Genomic DNA, 16400 nt, shown 5'->3' with positions numbered 1-16400 from the left:
GGTTCACATAGCGTGGACAGGGGCGATCCGATCAAGGGGGTGCGGCATTCCGCCTGCCACCTGCGACAACGTCTGCGGCGAGGGCAGGTTCCCGCAGGAACGACTGCTCGCGCCGCTGGTTTTCGGTGGAGCCGCAAGGAGTTGACGCATGGCTCATGCCAGAAAGACGACACATTCTCGCAAAACATCGGCGAGCAAGAGCACCAGACGCGCCGCACCGAAGCGCTGGTCACAGCGCGTGACGAAGGAGAGCGACGCGCTCGACCTCAAACAAGGCGTGTTCAAGCTGACCAGCGCGAAGAAAATCGCGGCTTCGTTGAAGCGCTCGGCCGAGCACAGCGCGCGCCGCAAGACCGGCGCCTACCGCTCGGCGCTGTCGATGCTGACGTTCTACATCAACCGCGCCGGCAAGACGCTGCCGCAGACGCAGCGCACCCGGCTGGAGCGGGCAAAGGTGGAGCTGAAGCGGGCGTTCGGGAGGGAGTGAGCGCCAGGTCGTCCTGGACAAGCGCAGCGCCGATCCAGGACCTGTTACCCCAGGGAGCAGTTTGGCGAAGATTCGGGGTTAGCGGCCCGCGCCGCAACTTCGCGCTGGGGTAATGGGTCCTGGCTTTCGCCAGGACGACGGCGGAGTGCGTGGCGCGCTTCGGGCCTTACGCCGCGCGGATATTCCCCATGAAGCGGTCGAGCTCGGCGCGCAGGCGGGTGCTTTCGGACGATAATGTCTTGGCCGAATGCAGCACCTCTTCCGAAGCCGAGCCGGTTTCGGCGGCACCGCGGTTGACCTGGCCGATGTCGGTGGCGGCGGTCTGAGTGCCCTGCGCGACGGTCTGGACGCTGCGCGCGATTTCCTGCGTCGCCGCGCCCTGCTGCTCCACTGCGCTCGCGATCGACGTCGAGATCGACGAGATCTGGCCGATGGTGGCGCCGATCTCCTTGATCGCCGCAACCGACTCGGCGGTGGCGCCTTGCATGCCCGTGATGTGCGAGGAGATCTCGTCGGTGGCCTTCGCGGTCTGGCTCGCCAGCGACTTCACCTCGCTGGCGACCACCGCAAAGCCGCGGCCGGCATCGCCGGCGCGCGCCGCCTCGATGGTCGCGTTCAAAGCGAGAAGATTGGTCTGCTCGGCGATCGCCGTGATCAGCTTGACGACTTCGCCGATCTGCTGGGCGGCGTGCGAGAGCTTGCCGATGCGGTTATCGGTCTCCCTGGCCTGCACCACGGCGTTTTCGGCAATACGGCTGGAATCGCGCACCTGGCGGCCGATCTCCTCGACCGAGGCCGAGAGCTCTTCGGTCGCGGTCGCGACCGACTGCATGTTGCTGGAGGCCTGCTCGGAGACGTCGGCGACCTGGCTCGACAGGCTCTGCGTGGTCTCGGCGGTACGGGTCAGCGTCGAGGCCGCCGATTCCAGCTGCACGGCGGAAGCCGAGACGTTGGAGACGATGGCACCGACCGCGCTCTCGAAATCGTCGGCGAAACGAATCAGCTCGGAACGGCGAGCAGCGCTCGCTTCCTTGTTCTGGGCTTCGTTGGCGGCAGCGTCGCGCTCGGCCTTGGCCACGGCCTGCACCTTGAATTCCTCGACCGCGCCGGCCATCTCGCCGATCTCATCCTTGCGGCCCAGGCCCGGGAGCACGACGTCGAAATTGCCCGAGGCAAGCTCGCGCATTGCCTTGCACATCGCGATCATCGGACGCGAAATGCCGTTGCCTAGCATCAGGGCGAGCGCAGCGCCGACGGCAAGGCCGCCCAGCGCCATCATCAGCATCAGCCGCTCGGTCTCGCCGATGGTGGCATTGGCGTTGACCTCGATGCGCTGCTGATCCGCCGTCAGCTCCGACCGCAGCTCACCCGAGAGCTTGAGAATGGACGCGGCCGTCTTGGTCATGTCGCCGTTCAGCTTGACGATGACCTTCACGTTCTCGGTCAGTTTTGAAAAGGAGGTGCGGTACTGCTTGAGGAGATTGCTGATCTCGGTGACGCGGTCGGTGATCTTCTGGTCGTTGGCATAGATCGAGACCAGCAAGGTCTCCAGGAATTTGATACGGGCGATCACGCCGTCGGCGGTCTTCGGCTCCGGCTTGGCGACGAAGGCGCTGACCGAGGTGGAGACCGCAAGGTATTGCGATGTGATGTCCTTGGCCGTGCTCTGAACCGAGTTCAGGCCCGCCAGTGCCGCGGTATCGGCGAGGTCGTCGAACTTGAACCGGATCTTGTTGCCGACGCTGTTGAGCTCATCGGTCGCGATCTTGCCATTCTCGCGCGTCAACGTGATGATCTCGCCGAACACCTTGGTAAAGCCCTTGAAGTCGGCCTCGAGCCTGCCGACCTGCTCGCGGCGCGCTGCGCCCGTGGTGGCCGCCGCCGACTTGGCGATCGCGGCCCTCAGATTCTCTTCGGCTGCTTTGGCCGCGGTCTCATCATCCGCCGCGCCGGTCAGCGTGTAGGCCCGCGCCAGCCCCTGGTAAGCGATCAGCTCGCGATCGACCGTCCGCGCAAGGTCCGCTTCGGCGACGCTGGAGCGGTAGGAGGCCACGGCGGCCTGGATCCGCTCGAAGCCGAAATACGCGAAAGCCATGCTGACGGCGAGGATGGCGAGCACCGCCACGAAGCCGAGGATGATTTTTGCGCGAAAACGCAAGGTGAGCAGCTTCGATGTGGTCGGCTTCGACTTGACGGGCATTCCCCACCCCATTCCATTCGCGGAAAAACAGGCGCAGCCCGGAAGCAGCCCGCTTCCTGACGCGTGAGCACGGTAAATGGCAAAGGATAAGCGGCGGTAAACTTGTGGCGCCGCAACTGGCGGTTAGGTGACGCAGGGTCTCGTCGTCCTGGACAAGCGCTACCCAGTGAGCAGTTGGCGATGACTCGGGGTTAGCAGTTCGCCCGACAACTCCTCCTTGGGGTAATGGGTCCTGGCTTTCGCCAGGACGACGGCGGAGTGCGTGGCGCGCTTCGGGCCTCACGCCGCCCGGATATTCCCCATGAAGCGGTCGAGCTCGGCGCGCAGGCGGGTGCTTTCGGACGACAGCGTCTTGGCCGAATGCAGCACCTCTTCCGAAGCCGAGCCGGTTTCGGCGGCACCGCGGTTGACCTGGCCGATGTCGGTGGCAGCGGTCTGAGTGCCCTGCGCGACGGTCTGGACGCTGCGCGCGATTTCCTGCGTCGCCGCGCCCTGCTGCTCCACTGCGCTCGCAATCGACGTCGAGATCGACGAGATCTGGCCGATGGTGGCGCCGATCTCCTTGATCGCCGCAACCGACTCGGCGGTGGCGCCCTGCATGCCTGTGATGTGCGAAGAGATCTCGTCGGTCGCCTTCGCGGTCTGGCTCGCCAGCGACTTCACTTCGCTGGCCACGACGGCAAAGCCGCGGCCGGCTTCACCGGCGCGTGCCGCTTCGATGGTCGCGTTGAGCGCCAGAAGATTGGTCTGCTCGGCGATCGCCGTGATCAGCTTGACCACTTCGCCGATCTGCTGGGCGGCATGCGAGAGCTTGCCGATGCGATTGTCGGTCTCCTTTGCCTGCACCACGGCGTTTTCGGCAATGCGGCTGGAATCGCGTACCTGGCGGCCGATCTCCTCGACCGAGGCCGAGAGCTCTTCCGTCGCGGTCGCGACCGACTGCATGTTGCTGGAGGCCTGCTCGGAGACGTCGGCGACCTGGCTCGACAGGCTCTGCGTGGTCTCGGCGGTGCGGGTCAGCGTCGAGGCCGCCGATTCCAGCTGCACGGCCGAGGCCGAGACGTTGGAGACGATGGCACCGACCGCGCTCTCGAAATCGTCGGCGAAACGAATCAGCTCCGAACGGCGAGCAGCGCTCGCTTCCTTGTTCTGGGCCTCGTTGGCGGCGGCGTCGCGCTCGGCCTTGGCCACGGCCTGCACCTTGAATTCCTCGACCGCGCCAGCCATCTCGCCGATCTCGTCCTTGCGGCCCAGGCCCGGCAGCACGACATCGAAATTGCCCGCGGCAAGCTCGCGCATCGCCTTGCACATCGCGATCATCGGACGCGAAATGCCGGTGCCGAGCAGGAAGGCGAGGACCGCGCCGAGCAGCGTGCCGCCGACGGCCAGCATCAGCACCAGTTGCTCGGTCTTCCCGATGGTCGCTTCCGATTCGGACTCCAGCCGCTGCTGTTCGGCAACGAGGTCCGCCTTCATGGCGGTAGCACCCTGAAGGATCGCGCCGGCCGAACCGCTCATCTCGGTGACGAGATCGTCGATCATCTTGGCATTGGCGATCAGTTTCTCCAGCGATTCCCGATAGGCACCGAGTAATCCCTTGGCATCCTTCAGGCCGGCGACGATCTTGTCGTCCATGGAATAAACCGCGCCGAGCGAGTTCTCGACGAATTTCAGCCGCGCCAGCGCGCTGGTCGCAATCGCCTGATCGGATGTCAGCACGAAATTGGTCGCCGCCGCGTTCGCGGTCTGGAATTGGGCATTGACCTGCTTGGTCCCGAACTCGATCGCCTGCGCCTCGGAATCGGAGGCATTGTTGCCGATGTCGTCGAGCTTGTATTTCAGGAGGTTGGCGTTGCGCATGAGCTGGTTCTGCACCAGCAGCGCGCTGTCACGCTTGGCCTGGAGGACTTTTGCGAAGGTCGCGGAGAAGTTGGAGAACTCCTTGGCGAGCTTGCCCAGGCCCTCCCGGCGCGCCGGCTTCTTGGCGCTCTTGACCGCCTGGTCGATGGCGCTCTTGAGGCCGGTCTCCGCGTCCAGCGCCGTCTTGGCGTCGTCCTCCTTGCCGGTGACGACGAAGTATTTGGCGGCCGAGCGATAGGCGAGCAGCTCCCGGTCGATATTGCGGGCGAGATCGGCCTCGGTGACGCTGCTGCGGTAGGACCCGACCCCGGACGAGACCCGCTCGAAGCCAAAATAGGAGAAAGCCATGCTGCCGGCGGAGATCACCAGCACGGCGGCAAAGCCCAGAATGATCTTGGCGCGGAACCTGAGGGTCGGCATTATGGTGCGCTTCGACGAAGACGCGATACGTCCGGACATTCCCACCCCCAACCCTCTGTTCTTGCAACGCTCAGCCGGCCCGGAAGCAGCCCTTCCCGAACCTGTGCGGAAAATTAAGGCAGAAACGTCAAGAGGCGGTAAATCCAGCCGGCCTGCACCCCGGGTGGCGAGACTATCCGTCCTCCCGGCGCTCGTTCAGCCTTGCCGGGCCGAGGGGGCCGTGTTGCGGCCAACCGGAAAGCGCCTTACTCTTGGGGAACTTGTCGGACACTTATCAGGCACTTGGCGTTAGACCGGGCTGGTCCTCGAGGGGAGAAACGAGTGGGGCAAACCGATTTTCGGTTTGGCGGTGCGTCTGGCGTTGCCGTTGCCAAATCGAAGGCTGCGAGCGTCGATGAAGCCGTGGCCGAGCTCGTCGCCCAACTCCCGTCCGACGAGCTGGCGCTGATCCTGGTCTTCCTCTCGCCCCGCTACGACCCCCATCGCTTCATCGCCGAGATCACCCGGCAGTTCGATGAGACCCGGATCTGCGGTTGCACGACCGCGGGCGAGCTCGCCCCTGACGGCTGGGACGAGAACAGCGTCGTGGCGCTCGCGTTCAGCCGTGCCGATTTCTCGGCCGCGGTGCGGCCGATTTTCAACCTCGACAGTTTCCGCGTCGAGGACGGCCGCAGAATCGGCGGCGAGCTCCGGCACGAGCTGTTGCGGATCACCCCGCAAGTCGATCGCGGCAATGCCTTCGGCCTCGTGTTGATCGACGGCCTGTGCCGCCGCGAAGAGGCGGTGATGTCCGCGATCTATGCCTCGCTCGACGACATTCCGGTTGTCGGCGGCTCCGCGGGTGACGGGATGCGCTTCGAGAAGACCTGGGTGTTCTGCGACGGCAAGGCACACACCAATGCCGCCCTCCTGATCCTGTTGAACACCTCGCTGCCGTTCCGGGTTTTCAAGTGCGACAATTTCGAGCCCAGTCCGCAGAAGATGGTGGTCACCGAAGCCGACATCGAAAATCGAACGGTCAGGGAGCTGAACGCGGAGCCAGCGGCCGAGGAATATTCGCGCATGGTCGGGATCCTGGACGCCAAGCTCGATCCGTTCTCCTTCGCGTCCCACCCGGTGCTGGTGCGGGTCGGCGGCGCCTATTACGCGCGGTCGATCCAGCGCGTCGAACCGGACGGCTCCTTGCATTTCTTCTGCGCCATCGACGAAGGCATGGTGCTGACGGCGGCGACGTCGCGCAGCCTGGTCGGCTCGACCCGCGACACCTTCACCGAAATCCGCGACCAGATCGGAGAGGTCTCGCTCTATATCGGCTTCGAGTGCCTGCTCCGGCGGCTCGACGCCGAGCAGCACCAGCTCACCCGCGACATGTCCGAACTGTACCGGCAGAACCGAGTCGTCGGCTTTCACACCTATGGCGAGCAGTTCGGCTCCATGCATGTGAACCAGACCTTCACCGGCGTCGCGATCGGAAGGCGCCCGTCGTGACGGACATGTGGCAGGGCCCTGATGCGACCGACCAGTTGCGGCGCGAGGCGGCGAAGCTGAAGAAGATCAACGCCGCCCTGATGTCGCGCGTCGAGCGCTCGATGGACCAGCAGCTCAACGCCTTCTCGCTGTTCGAGACTGCGATTGCGCTCGACCACAAGGTCCGCGACCGGACTCACCAGTTGCGCGGAGCGCTGCATTCGGTCGAGCGCGCCAATGAAGAGCTCTACCGCGCCAAGCAACAGGCTGAAGCCGCAAGCTCGCTGAAATCATCGGTGCTGATCTCGGTCACCCACGACCTGTTGCAGCCGCTCAACGCGGCGCGGCTGACGCTGTCGGCGCTGACCGAAATGATGGAGTCGCAGGAAGCGGGCCTGCTGATCGACCAGGCCGACCGCTCGCTGCTGATGCTGGAGGACCTACTGCGGTCGCTGCTGGAGATCGCAAAGCTCGACGCCGGCGCACTCAAGCCCGACGTGCGCGCCATCGCGCTGGCGCCCCTGTTCGAGCAGCTTCGCAACGAATTCGAGCCGGTCGCGGCGCGGCAGGGGCTTGCCCTGCACATCCGCACCTCACCGCACGCGGTGAGGTCGGATGCGATGATGCTGCGACGGATCCTTCAGAATCTGCTTGCCAATGCGATCCGCTATACCCGCAGCGGCGGCGTCGTCATGGGATGCCGGCTGCGGGGCGACCGCATCTGCGTCCAGGTCTCCGACACCGGGCCTGGAATTGCGCAGGCGCAGCAGGAGGCAATCTTCCGCGAATTCCAGCGCGGCGAAGCAACCGCGACCGACCAGGCCGGCTTCGGGCTCGGCCTCTCCATCGTCCGCCGTTTCGCAACCGTGCTCGGTCACGGGGTGCAGTTGTCGTCCCGGATCGGCAAAGGATCGACCTTCACCCTGGAGCTGGAGCCGACCGACCTCGCGGAGGTCGGCGACGAGGTGCACGAGATCAAGCTCGACGAGCGGCACTATAGCGGGCTCGAAGGCGCCAAGATCCTGCTGATCGAGAACGACCCGAACGGCTCGGAGGCGATGGCCGCGCTGCTGGAAGGTTGGGGCTGCGACGTCGCGACCACGCGCTCGGCTGCCGATGCGCTGCTGCGCCTCAGCGAGCTCGGCGGTGCGCCGGATGCCGTGATCGCCGATCTGCACCTCGATCACGGCGAGAGCGGCCTGTCGGCCATCGCCGATGTCCGCCAGCATCTGAAGCTCGACACGCCGGCCATGATCATCACCGCCGACTACTCCGACAAGGCTGCAAAGGAAGCGAGCCGCCACGGCCTCGAGGTGCTGAAGAAGCCGATCAAGCCCGCCGAGATGCGGGCGCTGCTGTCGTTCCTGCTGGGCTAGTCCCGCGCGGGTGGATCGGGCTGTGCCCGCTCGCGATGGGCCGTGGGGCTCTCGGCTGCCAGCGTCGCGAAGTCGATCCTGGACATTTCGACGATCGCCTTGGTGCGGCTGAGCACGTTGAGCTTGCGCAGGATCTCGGAGACGTGGACCTTCACCGTGGTCTCCGAAATCGTCAGCTCGTAGGCGATCTGCTTGTTTTGCAGGCCGCGCTGGAGCATTTCGAGCACGCGCAATTGCTGCGGCGTCAGCTCGTGCAGGCGCTTCAGGAGATCCTGCGCGGGGCCGGACGCCCGTTGCGGCCGGGCCCGTCCGCGATAGGCGGCGGGAACACAGACCGAGCCGCGCAGCACCTCGCCGATCGACTGTGCCAGCTCCTGCTTGGACGACGATTTGGGGATGTAGCCGGACACGCCGAGCGACAACGCGCCGGACACGATCTGCCGATCCTGATGTCCGGATACGATGACGACGGGAATTTTTGGAAACGCCTTGCGGATGCGGATGATGCCCGAAAGACCCGTGGTGCCCGGCATCGACAGATCGAGCAGGATCAGGTCGAGTTCGGTGCTCGCCGCGATCTGCTCCAGCGCGCCGTCGATCGACGTCGCCTGAACAATATCGGCCGCGGGCGCCACCATCCGGAGCGCGCCTTCGAGCGCCTCGCGAAACAGCGGATGGTCCTCGACGATCAGAAATCGCATCACGTAAGAGCCATTGTGAAGACCTTGCTGAAGACCTCGCCCAGGAGGCCGCCAGGGCCGGCGTCGAATTGAACGCGTTGAGAATGGCTCGGCACCGCCAAGCCGGCTTGATCCAGGTCAAGAACGACACTGCGCGTCATTGCGACCTGCCGCGATCGGGCCGCGCATAAGGCCGGCTGCGCGGATCGGGCAGCTCCATCTTGCCGATTTCGATGATCGCCTTGTTGCGGCTGAACAGGCCGAGCTTGCGCAGGATCTCGGTGATATGCGCCTTCACCGTGGATTCCGCGAGCTGAAGCTCCTGGGCGATCTGGCGGTTCGGATAGCCGCGACGCAGGAGGTCGAGCACGCGAAGCTGCTGCGGCGTGAGCTCGTGCAGCTTGACCTCGAGCGCCTTGCTGGCCTCGGCCCGCCGCTGCGGCGTCGCCACGAAATCCTTCGGCACCGACACCGACCCGCTCAGCACGCCCTCGATCGATTGCGCCAGCTCACGCTTCGACGTCGACTTGGGCAGATATCCGGCGGCACCCAGCGCCAGCGCCTCGCGGACGACGCGCTGGTCCTCCTCGCTCGACACGATGGCGACCGGCAGGCGCGGAAAGGCCTCGCGCAAGCGCAGAAAGCCGGAGAAGCCGGTCGCGTCCGGCAGCGAAAGATCGAGCAGCGCAAGGTCGATACCCTGCTCGGCCGACAGGATATGCAGCGCATCCGCGATCGACATCGCTTCGAAGATCCGCGCTTCCGGCAAGGCCAGCCGCACCGCATTGCCGAGCGCCTCGCGAAACAGCGGATGATCGTCGATGATCAGGAAGCTGGTCATGGCGCCTTCCCAACACTGCATCGCACGCGCACCTGCCGCGGCGGCGGAAGCGGCACATCCATGCGATCGCCGTCCGGCGCCGGGATGATGCCGGACGGACGCTACCACATCCTCCCGATCGCGCTCGGTCAAGATCGCTCAGTCGTTCGATTCGGATTGGACCGTCAGCAGGAAGGAAAAGATGTGGTCGAACTGATCGTCGGTGAAGACCTCTTTCCAGGCCGGCATACCCTTGGTCGGCCGCCCCTCATGCACGGTGGTCCAGAATTTCTCGCGCATATCGTCACCGTAGCGATGACGCAGCAGCCGCAGGTCGATCTTCCGCTCGCTCTGGATCGCGTCCGGACCGTGGCAGTGCGCACAGGTTCCGTTGAATATCTCCTTGCCCGAACCGACGGCCTCGGTGCCGGGCGCGTCGCCCTTGGTCTCGGTGGCGACCACACTGGCGGTCTGCGTCGCGCCGGGCCCGGCCCCGATGGTCGTTCCCGCCGGCATCGCTGGGGCCGCACCGAAGCGAGCCGGCTGGCCGGTCGGCAAGCCATATTTGACCGCGAGCGCGCCGATCGTGGCCTGAAGCTGCGGCAGGACGGCATCGACGCGATCACGCAGCTCGGTGGATGTCTTCGCAAAGCCGATCGCCGCATCCCATGACAGGCCTTCGCCCTCGGTGAGCTGAATCTGATAGCGATCATTGTAGCTGGTCTTGTTCAGCCAGCCGGCGACCGGGCCCCAGATGAAGGCGACGTCGGCCTTGCCCTGATCGAGCGCCTGCATGCCTTCCTCGGGCGACAGCACCGTCACCATCCGGATGTCGGCGCGGCTCGCGAGCAGGTTTTGCGGCGTGCTGGCGAACTGCACGGCAACACGCTTGCCGTGGAGGCTGTCGAGGCTGTTGAGCACCTGCCCCTTGGCCGCCACGAGGCCATAGCCCTCCTTCGCGACCGTGCCGGAGAAGATCACGGCCGGTCCCATGAAATCCTCGGACCGCGGCAGCCCGATCATGGCGTCGCATTGCTTGCCGAGCAGCGTGACACGCACGGTGCGCTTGCCGAAATAGGATTTGTACCAGTCGTAGGCGACCGGCCGGCCGAGCGCCTGCGCCAGGGCCTGCCCGATCTCGACATAGAAGCCCGGCTGAGACGGATTATCGCTTGAGAATGGAAGATTGGTCGGGTCGGCGCAGAGACGCAGCGGCTGCGCCTCGTCCGCATGCAGCAAGGCGGGAACCACCAGCGCGGCGGCACATGCGAGCAGACCTGCGATGGCGCGATTTCGGCTCGCACCGATGCCAGAACGATTCGGACGCATCCTCGTCTCCCGTAGCTCTTGATTGGGCCGGAGCTCTGTTGAGCCAGGCGCTGCGGCACCAGGCATCGGCCGATGCCGCAGCTCGTGTCAGGAAAAGGCGCGCGCGTATCCCGTCACCTCGAGGATGCGCGCGCGAGTGCTCACTGGACGGAGAACACGAAGAGCGAACCGCCCTCGGGGGCTGCGGCCGTCATCTTCTTTCCTATCTCGCCCAGGAACGCCGGCAGCGCAGCGGTGCGGCCGACGACGATGGCGACATATTGCGTGCCGTCGACCTGATAGGTCACCGGACCTGCGCCGATGCCGGAGCCGAGATTCTTGCTCCACAACACCTTGCCGGACTTCGCATCGATGGCGCGGAAATCGCCATGGATGTTGCCGGCAAACACGAGGCCACCGCCGGTGGTCAGCGTGCCGCCGTTGAAGGGCAGGTCTTCCTTGATCGACCAGACCTTCTTCTGCGCGACCGGGTCCCAGGCCACGAGCTCGCCGAGGAAGCCGCCGGGACCTTCCTTGGTCGGGAATTCGGCGCCGAGATAGAACACACCGCGCTTGTAGGCGACGTCCGAGACCGACCAGTCCATGCAGACGTTGTTGGACGGGATGTAGACGAGACCGGTCTGCGGATTGAACGACATCGGCTGCCAGTTCTTGCCGCCGATCAGGTTCGGGCAGATGTCCTTGGCGGGATGATTCGGCCCGGGACGCTTGTCGGGATCCTCGACCGCGCGCATCGTGGCGACGTCCCACTTCTTGGCCCAGTTGGAGAACACGTATTTCTCCGCCGAAAGCACCTTGCCGGTCTCGCGGTTGGCGACGAAGAAGTAGCCGTTGCGATCCGCCTTCATCAGCGCCGGAACGGTGCTGCCGTCGATCTTCAGATCCGCGAGCACGGCTTCGTTGACGCCGTCATAGTCCCAGGCATCGGCCGGCGTGGTCTGGATGTGCCACTTGATCTTGCCGGTGTTGGGATCGAACGCCACCGTCGAGGCGGTGTAGAGGTTGGTCAGCTTGCCGAAATTGCCGTCGCCGGTCGAGCGCACCGCCGTATTCCAGGGTCCAGGATTGCTGGTGCCCCAATAAACCGTGTCGGTCTTCGGATCGTAGGAGCCGACCAGCCAGGGCGCGCCGCCGCCATGCTGGGCGGAGTCGCCCTTCCAGGTGTCGCCGCCGGGCTCATCCGGCGACGGAACGGTATAGGTCTGCCACAACTGCTTGCCGGTGCCGATGTCGAAGGCCTGGAGCGAGCCGCGTACGCCGTATTCGCCGCCGCCGAACCCGGTGATGACCTTGTCGCGCACGACGAGCGGCGGCGAGGTGATGACCGAACCCTGCTTGTAGTCGACCACCTTCGTCGTCCACAGCGACTTGCCGGTCGCGGCATCGAGCGCCGTCAGCTTGCCGTCGAGGCGACCGACGAAGATCTTGCCGTCGGCATAGGAGACGCCGCGATTGTTCACATCGCAGCAGGCGTATTGCAGCACGTCCTCGGGAATATCGGGCTCGTAGGTCCACTTGCGCGCGCCGGTGGCGGCATCGAGCGCGTAGACATATTTCGGGCCCCAGGAGCTCGAAACGTAGAGCGTGTTGCCGACGACGATCGGCGAGGATTCGTTCGAACGCAGCGACGCCAGCGAGAACGAATAGGCGAGCGTCAGCTTGCCGGCGTTCTCGGTGTTGATCTGCTTCAGCGGGCTGAAGCGCGTGTTGCCGTAGTCGTGGCCGGCAACGGCCCATTGGTTCGAATCGGATTGCGCCTTGAGCAGGGAGTCGTTGGCGCGAACGCCCGGCGTAGCGGCGGCCAGCATCGCAATCATCGAGATGCCAGCCAAGAAGCCCTTCGTTCCAAAGGTCATGTATTCCCTCCGCGGTGTTGTTGTGCACGCCATGTTGGGCGCTTGAGCGCGCTGCGCTCGTGATGCGCAGTTTGTCTGCGAGCCATCGTTCGAAATTACAGCATCGCCGTTTCGCGGTTAGTATAGGCGGAAGGTAGTAGTGCGGATGGTTGGCGAGTTGCGCCGCTCATCTCGTTGTTCAGACTTGCGTCTTGTCCCTGCTTGCAGCTCGAAACGAGCCGTCGGATTTGGGCGCACCGCGACACAATCGGGCCGCTCCCATCCGGCGTCGCGTGCATCGGTCACGATGATGGCGCTACCACCACCGCAAATTTTTCGAAGACGTTCGCGGCAAGTTTTCGCGAGGTCGAGTCGGTCAGCCGCGCGCCGAGATGTGCGAGCTTGCCGCCGGTCTGCGCGTCGGCCTCGTCGTGCAGGATGGTGACGTCGGGCGATCGTTTCCAGCCGGACCGTGGCCCGACCTTGGCAAAGCCCGCGACGCCGCCCGCGCGGCGCCTTCACCGGACCGACCTTCAGCCCCACGGTCGCAGTCCTGGGCGCCCCGGCCGGCGCGGCTCGCCACCGGCATCGGGCCAGCACAGCTGCGGTGCACCGTCACGAACAAAATCAATGACTTAGCTTGCCACCGCCTACTACCAAGATCGCGATTACATTGGCGCAAGCGCGTGCTCCTATTCGTGTCAACGAACAAGACATCAAAGGGAGGCATGACGCGCGAGGACCCCACGTCCAGGACCAGCGCCTCGCACCGGCGGTTGAACCAAGCCCGCCGCTGACGAAGCGCACATCGTTTTCGAAGGCTCCTTGCAAAGTCGCGCCACGCGCTGGCGGCGGCACGGGGTATCGCGACCGAATCGCGCACCGCGGCAACCGTCACGGATGACCTTTCCATGACGCGCCGCCTGTAAAATCCCAGTTGCAAACTTCCGTTCGCGCTGTCTCTAATTGGAATAACTATAAACATTCGGGAGGTACTCACGTGTCTACAGTCAAACTGACGGTGAACGGCAAGGCTGTTGCCGTCGACGTCGAGGACCGCACGCTGCTGGTTCAGCTGCTGCGCGACCACCTCAACCTCACCGGAACCCATGTCGGTTGCGACACCAGCCAGTGCGGTGCCTGCGTCGTCCATATGGACGGCAAGGCGGTCAAATCCTGCACTATGCTGGCGGGACAGGCCGACGGCGCCAGCATCACCACGATCGAAGGCATCGCCAAGGGCGACGAGTTGCACCCGATGCAGGCAGCCTTCCGCGACAATCACGGCCTGCAGTGCGGCTATTGCACGCCGGGCATGATCATGTCGGCCATCGACATCGTGCACCGCTATGGTGGCCAGCTCGACGAGGCCACCGTCCGCCACGAGCTCGAAGGCAATATCTGCCGCTGCACCGGCTACCACAACATCGTCAAAGCCGTACTGGACGCAGCAGGCCGCATGAAGGTCTCGCAGGCGGCCGAGTAATCGGCGCGCCTCGAAACAAAAACCATCGCCGCCGCTTTCGAGGGAAAGCGCGGTCAAGACAAATTCCGGTCGGGAGGACCAGACATGGGTGTTGAAGGCATTGGCGCGCGCGTCGTGCGCAAGGAAGACAAGCGTTTCATTACCGGCAAGGGCCGCTACGTCGACGACATCAAATTGCAGGGCATGACCCATGCCCATTTCATCCGCAGCCCGCACGCGCATGCCAAGGTGAAGGGAATCGATTCCTCCGCCGCGCTGAAGATGCCGGGCGTGGTCGCGGTGCTGACGGGACAGGAGATCGTCGACGACAAGGTCGGCAACCTCATCTGCGGCTGGGCAATCACCTCCAAGGACGGCAGCCCGATGAAGATGGGCGCATGGCCGGCGATGGCGCCGGAGACGGTGCGCTTCGTCGGTCAGGCGGTCGCAGTCGTGATCGCCGAGACCAAAAATCTCGCACGCGACGCGGCCGAAGCCGTGGTCGTGAACTACGAAGAGCTGCCCGCGGTCGCCGACGTTCACGCCGCGATCAAGTCCGGCGCGCCGCAGCTGCATCCCGAAGCTCCCGGCAACCAGGTCTATGACTGGGTGATCGGCGACGAGGGCGCCACCGATGCCGCCTTCGCCAAGGCCGCCAACGTGGTGAAGCTCGACGTCACCAACAACCGTCTCGCGCCGAACGCAATGGAGCCCCGCGCGGCGATTGCCGATTACGATTCGGCGGAAGAGCACTTCACGCTCTACACGACGTCGCAGAATCCCCACGTCGCCCGCCTCGTGCTGTCGGCGTTCTACAACATCGCACCCGAGCACAAGCTGCGCGTGATTGCGCCTGACGTCGGCGGCGGCTTCGGCTCGAAAATCTTCATCTATCCCGAAGAGATGGTGGCGCTGTGGGCCTCGAAGAAAGTCGGCCGTCCCGTGAAATGGACCGGCGACCGGACCGAGGCCTTCCTCACCGATGCGCATGGCCGCGACCACGTCACCCATGCCGAGATGGCCTTCGACGCCAACAACAAGATCACCGGATTGAAGGTGAAGACCTACGCCAATTTCGGCGCCTACATGTCACTGTTCTCGTCCTCGGTCCCGACCTATCTCTACGCGACGCTGCTGTCGGGCCAGTACAACATCCCGGCGATCCATGCCGAGGTGGTCGGGGTCTACACCAACACCACGCCGGTCGACGCCTATCGCGGCGCCGGCCGCCCCGAGGCGAGCTATCTGATCGAACGTCTGATGGAGACGGCGGCGCGGCAGTTGAAGGTCGATCCGGCCGCGTTGCGCCGGACCAACTTCATCACCCAGTTCCCGCACCAGACGCCGGTGATCATGGCTTATGACACCGGCGACTTTAATGCCTCGCTCGATGCCGCGATGAAGGCGATCGACTATGCCGGCTTTGCCGGGCGCAAGGCCAAGGCGAAGGCCGACGGCAAGCTGCGTGGCATCGGCGTGTCCTGCTACATCGAGGCCTGCGGCATCGCGCCGTCGAAGGCCGTCGGCAGCCTGGGCGCCGGCGTCGGTCTTTGGGAGTCCGCCGAAGTCCGCGTCAACCCGGTCGGCACCATCGAGGTGCTGACGGGATCGCACAGCCACGGCCAGGGTCACGAGACCACGTTCTGCCAGCTCGTCGCGGAGCGGCTCGGCGTTCCCATCAGCCAGGTCTCGATCGTCCATGGCGACACCGACAAGGTGCAGTTCGGCATGGGCACCTACGGCTCGCGCTCGGCCGCCGTTGGCCTCACCGCGATCCTGAAAGCCATGGAGAAGATGGAATCCAAGGCCAAGAAGATCGCCGCGCATGCGCTGGAAGCTTCGGAAGGCGACATCGTCATCGAGAACGGCGAGTTCAAGGTGGCCGGAACCGACAAGGCGATCGCCTTCCCGATGGTCGCGCTCGCGGCCTACACCGCGCACAATCTGCCTGACGGGATGGAGCCGGGCCTGAAGGAAAGCGCCTTCTACGACCCGACCAATTTCACCTTCCCGGCCGGCACCTATATCTGCGAGCTCGAGGTCGATCCCGGCACTGGCAAGACGTCTTTCGTCAACTTTGTCGCGGCCGACGATTTCGGCCGGCTGATCAACCCGATGATCGTCGAAGGCCAGGTCCATGGCGGTCTCGTGCAAGGCATCGGACAAGCGTTGCTCGAGCACGCGATCTACGACGCCAGCGGGCAGCCGGTCACGGCCTCGTTCATGGACTACGCCATGCCGCGCGCCGACGACGTTCCCTCGTTCAATCTCTCCCACACCACGACGCTGTGCCCGGGCAATCCGCTCGGCATCAAAGGGTGCGGTGAGGCCGGCGCGATCGGCGCGTCAGCGGCCGTGATCAACGCGATCACGGATGCGATCGGCAAGAACAATCTGGAAATGCCCGCAACCCCGGACCGGGTGTGGCGCACGATCCACGCGGCTTAAGGGAGGAACGAAG

Annotated in this window: 11 protein-coding genes; 5 read left to right on the top strand and 6 right to left on the bottom strand. The window is 64.9% G+C overall.

Annotated elements, in window-relative coordinates:
* Positions 1 to 148 precede the first annotated feature (148 nt).
* A complete protein-coding gene (locus tag BRA1253DRAFT_RS25360) occupies positions 149 to 487 on the top strand; it encodes a DUF3175 domain-containing protein (RefSeq protein WP_007599073.1) in 339 nt (112 codons plus the stop codon).
* A 166-nt stretch (positions 488 to 653) separates the two neighbouring features.
* On the opposite strand, the gene BRA1253DRAFT_RS25355 is transcribed toward BRA1253DRAFT_RS25360, so the two are convergent.
* Together BRA1253DRAFT_RS25355 and BRA1253DRAFT_RS25350 are read right to left on the bottom strand one after the other, a co-directional pair.
* A complete protein-coding gene (locus BRA1253DRAFT_RS25355; protein WP_007599072.1) occupies positions 654 to 2687 on the bottom strand; it encodes a methyl-accepting chemotaxis protein in 2034 nt (677 codons plus the stop codon).
* Positions 2688 to 2966: 279 nt separating this feature from the next.
* Positions 2967 to 5006, bottom strand: coding sequence for a methyl-accepting chemotaxis protein (locus BRA1253DRAFT_RS25350; RefSeq protein WP_007599071.1), 2040 nt, complete (start codon positions 5004 to 5006; stop codon positions 2967 to 2969).
* 282 nt (positions 5007 to 5288) lie between these two features.
* Here BRA1253DRAFT_RS25350 and BRA1253DRAFT_RS25345 point away from each other — a divergent pair, with 282 nt between their 5' ends.
* On the top strand, positions 5289 to 6455 hold the full coding sequence (locus BRA1253DRAFT_RS25345; RefSeq protein ID WP_007599070.1) for an FIST N-terminal domain-containing protein: 1167 nt from the start codon (positions 5289 to 5291) through the stop codon (positions 6453 to 6455).
* Positions 6456 to 6460: 5 nt separating this feature from the next.
* Complete coding sequence (locus BRA1253DRAFT_RS25340; protein WP_007599067.1) at positions 6461 to 7810, top strand: hybrid sensor histidine kinase/response regulator; 1350 nt, start codon at positions 6461 to 6463, stop codon at positions 7808 to 7810.
* On the opposite strand, the gene BRA1253DRAFT_RS25335 is transcribed toward BRA1253DRAFT_RS25340, so the two are convergent.
* The 4 genes from BRA1253DRAFT_RS25335 to BRA1253DRAFT_RS25320 form a co-directional block, all read right to left on the bottom strand.
* On the bottom strand, positions 7807 to 8511 hold the full coding sequence (locus tag BRA1253DRAFT_RS25335; protein WP_007599066.1) for a response regulator transcription factor: 705 nt from the start codon (positions 8509 to 8511) through the stop codon (positions 7807 to 7809). The genes BRA1253DRAFT_RS25340 and BRA1253DRAFT_RS25335 overlap by 4 nt on opposite strands.
* A gap of 136 nt (positions 8512 to 8647) precedes the next feature.
* Positions 8648 to 9331, bottom strand: a complete 684-nt coding sequence (locus BRA1253DRAFT_RS25330) for a response regulator transcription factor (RefSeq protein ID WP_035995389.1) — start codon at positions 9329 to 9331, stop codon at positions 8648 to 8650.
* A gap of 138 nt (positions 9332 to 9469) precedes the next feature.
* Complete coding sequence (locus tag BRA1253DRAFT_RS25325) at positions 9470 to 10639, bottom strand: c-type cytochrome (RefSeq protein ID WP_007599063.1); 1170 nt, start codon at positions 10637 to 10639, stop codon at positions 9470 to 9472.
* A gap of 140 nt (positions 10640 to 10779) precedes the next feature.
* The gene (locus BRA1253DRAFT_RS25320) at positions 10780 to 12495 is read right to left on the bottom strand and encodes a PQQ-dependent methanol/ethanol family dehydrogenase (RefSeq protein ID WP_007599061.1); all 1716 of its coding nucleotides are present in this window, start codon (positions 12493 to 12495) and stop codon (positions 10780 to 10782) included.
* A 979-nt stretch (positions 12496 to 13474) separates the two neighbouring features.
* Here BRA1253DRAFT_RS25320 and BRA1253DRAFT_RS25315 point away from each other — a divergent pair.
* Both BRA1253DRAFT_RS25315 and BRA1253DRAFT_RS25310 read left to right on the top strand, forming a co-directional pair.
* Entirely contained in the window at positions 13475 to 13960 is a 486-nt protein-coding gene (locus tag BRA1253DRAFT_RS25315) for a (2Fe-2S)-binding protein (RefSeq protein ID WP_007599059.1), read from the top strand.
* An 84-nt stretch (positions 13961 to 14044) separates the two neighbouring features.
* Positions 14045 to 16387 carry a xanthine dehydrogenase family protein molybdopterin-binding subunit gene (locus BRA1253DRAFT_RS25310; protein ID WP_007599057.1) on the top strand — a complete coding sequence of 781 codons (2343 nt, stop codon included), beginning with the start codon at positions 14045 to 14047 and terminating at the stop codon, positions 16385 to 16387.
* The last annotated feature ends 13 nt before the right edge of the window (positions 16388 to 16400 follow it).

Origin of the sequence: Bradyrhizobium sp. WSM1253 (assembly GCF_000244935.1) — a bacterium.
Classification (GTDB): domain Bacteria; phylum Pseudomonadota; class Alphaproteobacteria; order Rhizobiales; family Xanthobacteraceae; genus Bradyrhizobium; species Bradyrhizobium canariense.
Note: the sequence above shows the minus strand (reverse complement) of the source record. Positions and strands in the feature narration are given on the sequence as shown.

What these genes read in the sequence shown, in the direction of transcription:
- BRA1253DRAFT_RS25350 (WP_007599071.1), bottom strand. Translation starts at nt 5,006, where the DNA reads ATGTCCGGACGTATCGCGTCTTCGTCGAAGCGCACCATAATGCCGACC.
- BRA1253DRAFT_RS25330 (WP_035995389.1), bottom strand. Translation starts at nt 9,331, where the DNA reads ATGACCAGCTTCCTGATCATCGACGATCATCCGCTGTTTCGCGAGGCG.
- BRA1253DRAFT_RS25355 (WP_007599072.1), bottom strand. Translation starts at nt 2,687, where the DNA reads ATGCCCGTCAAGTCGAAGCCGACCACATCGAAGCTGCTCACCTTGCGT.
- BRA1253DRAFT_RS25335 (WP_007599066.1), bottom strand. Translation starts at nt 8,511, where the DNA reads ATGCGATTTCTGATCGTCGAGGACCATCCGCTGTTTCGCGAGGCGCTC.
- BRA1253DRAFT_RS25310 (WP_007599057.1), top strand. Translation starts at nt 14,045, where the DNA reads ATGGGTGTTGAAGGCATTGGCGCGCGCGTCGTGCGCAAGGAAGACAAG.
- BRA1253DRAFT_RS25320 (WP_007599061.1), bottom strand. Translation starts at nt 12,495, where the DNA reads ATGACCTTTGGAACGAAGGGCTTCTTGGCTGGCATCTCGATGATTGCG.
- BRA1253DRAFT_RS25360 (WP_007599073.1), top strand. Translation starts at nt 149, where the DNA reads ATGGCTCATGCCAGAAAGACGACACATTCTCGCAAAACATCGGCGAGC.
- BRA1253DRAFT_RS25325 (WP_007599063.1), bottom strand. Translation starts at nt 10,639, where the DNA reads ATGCGTCCGAATCGTTCTGGCATCGGTGCGAGCCGAAATCGCGCCATC.
- BRA1253DRAFT_RS25340 (WP_007599067.1), top strand. Translation starts at nt 6,461, where the DNA reads ATGTGGCAGGGCCCTGATGCGACCGACCAGTTGCGGCGCGAGGCGGCG.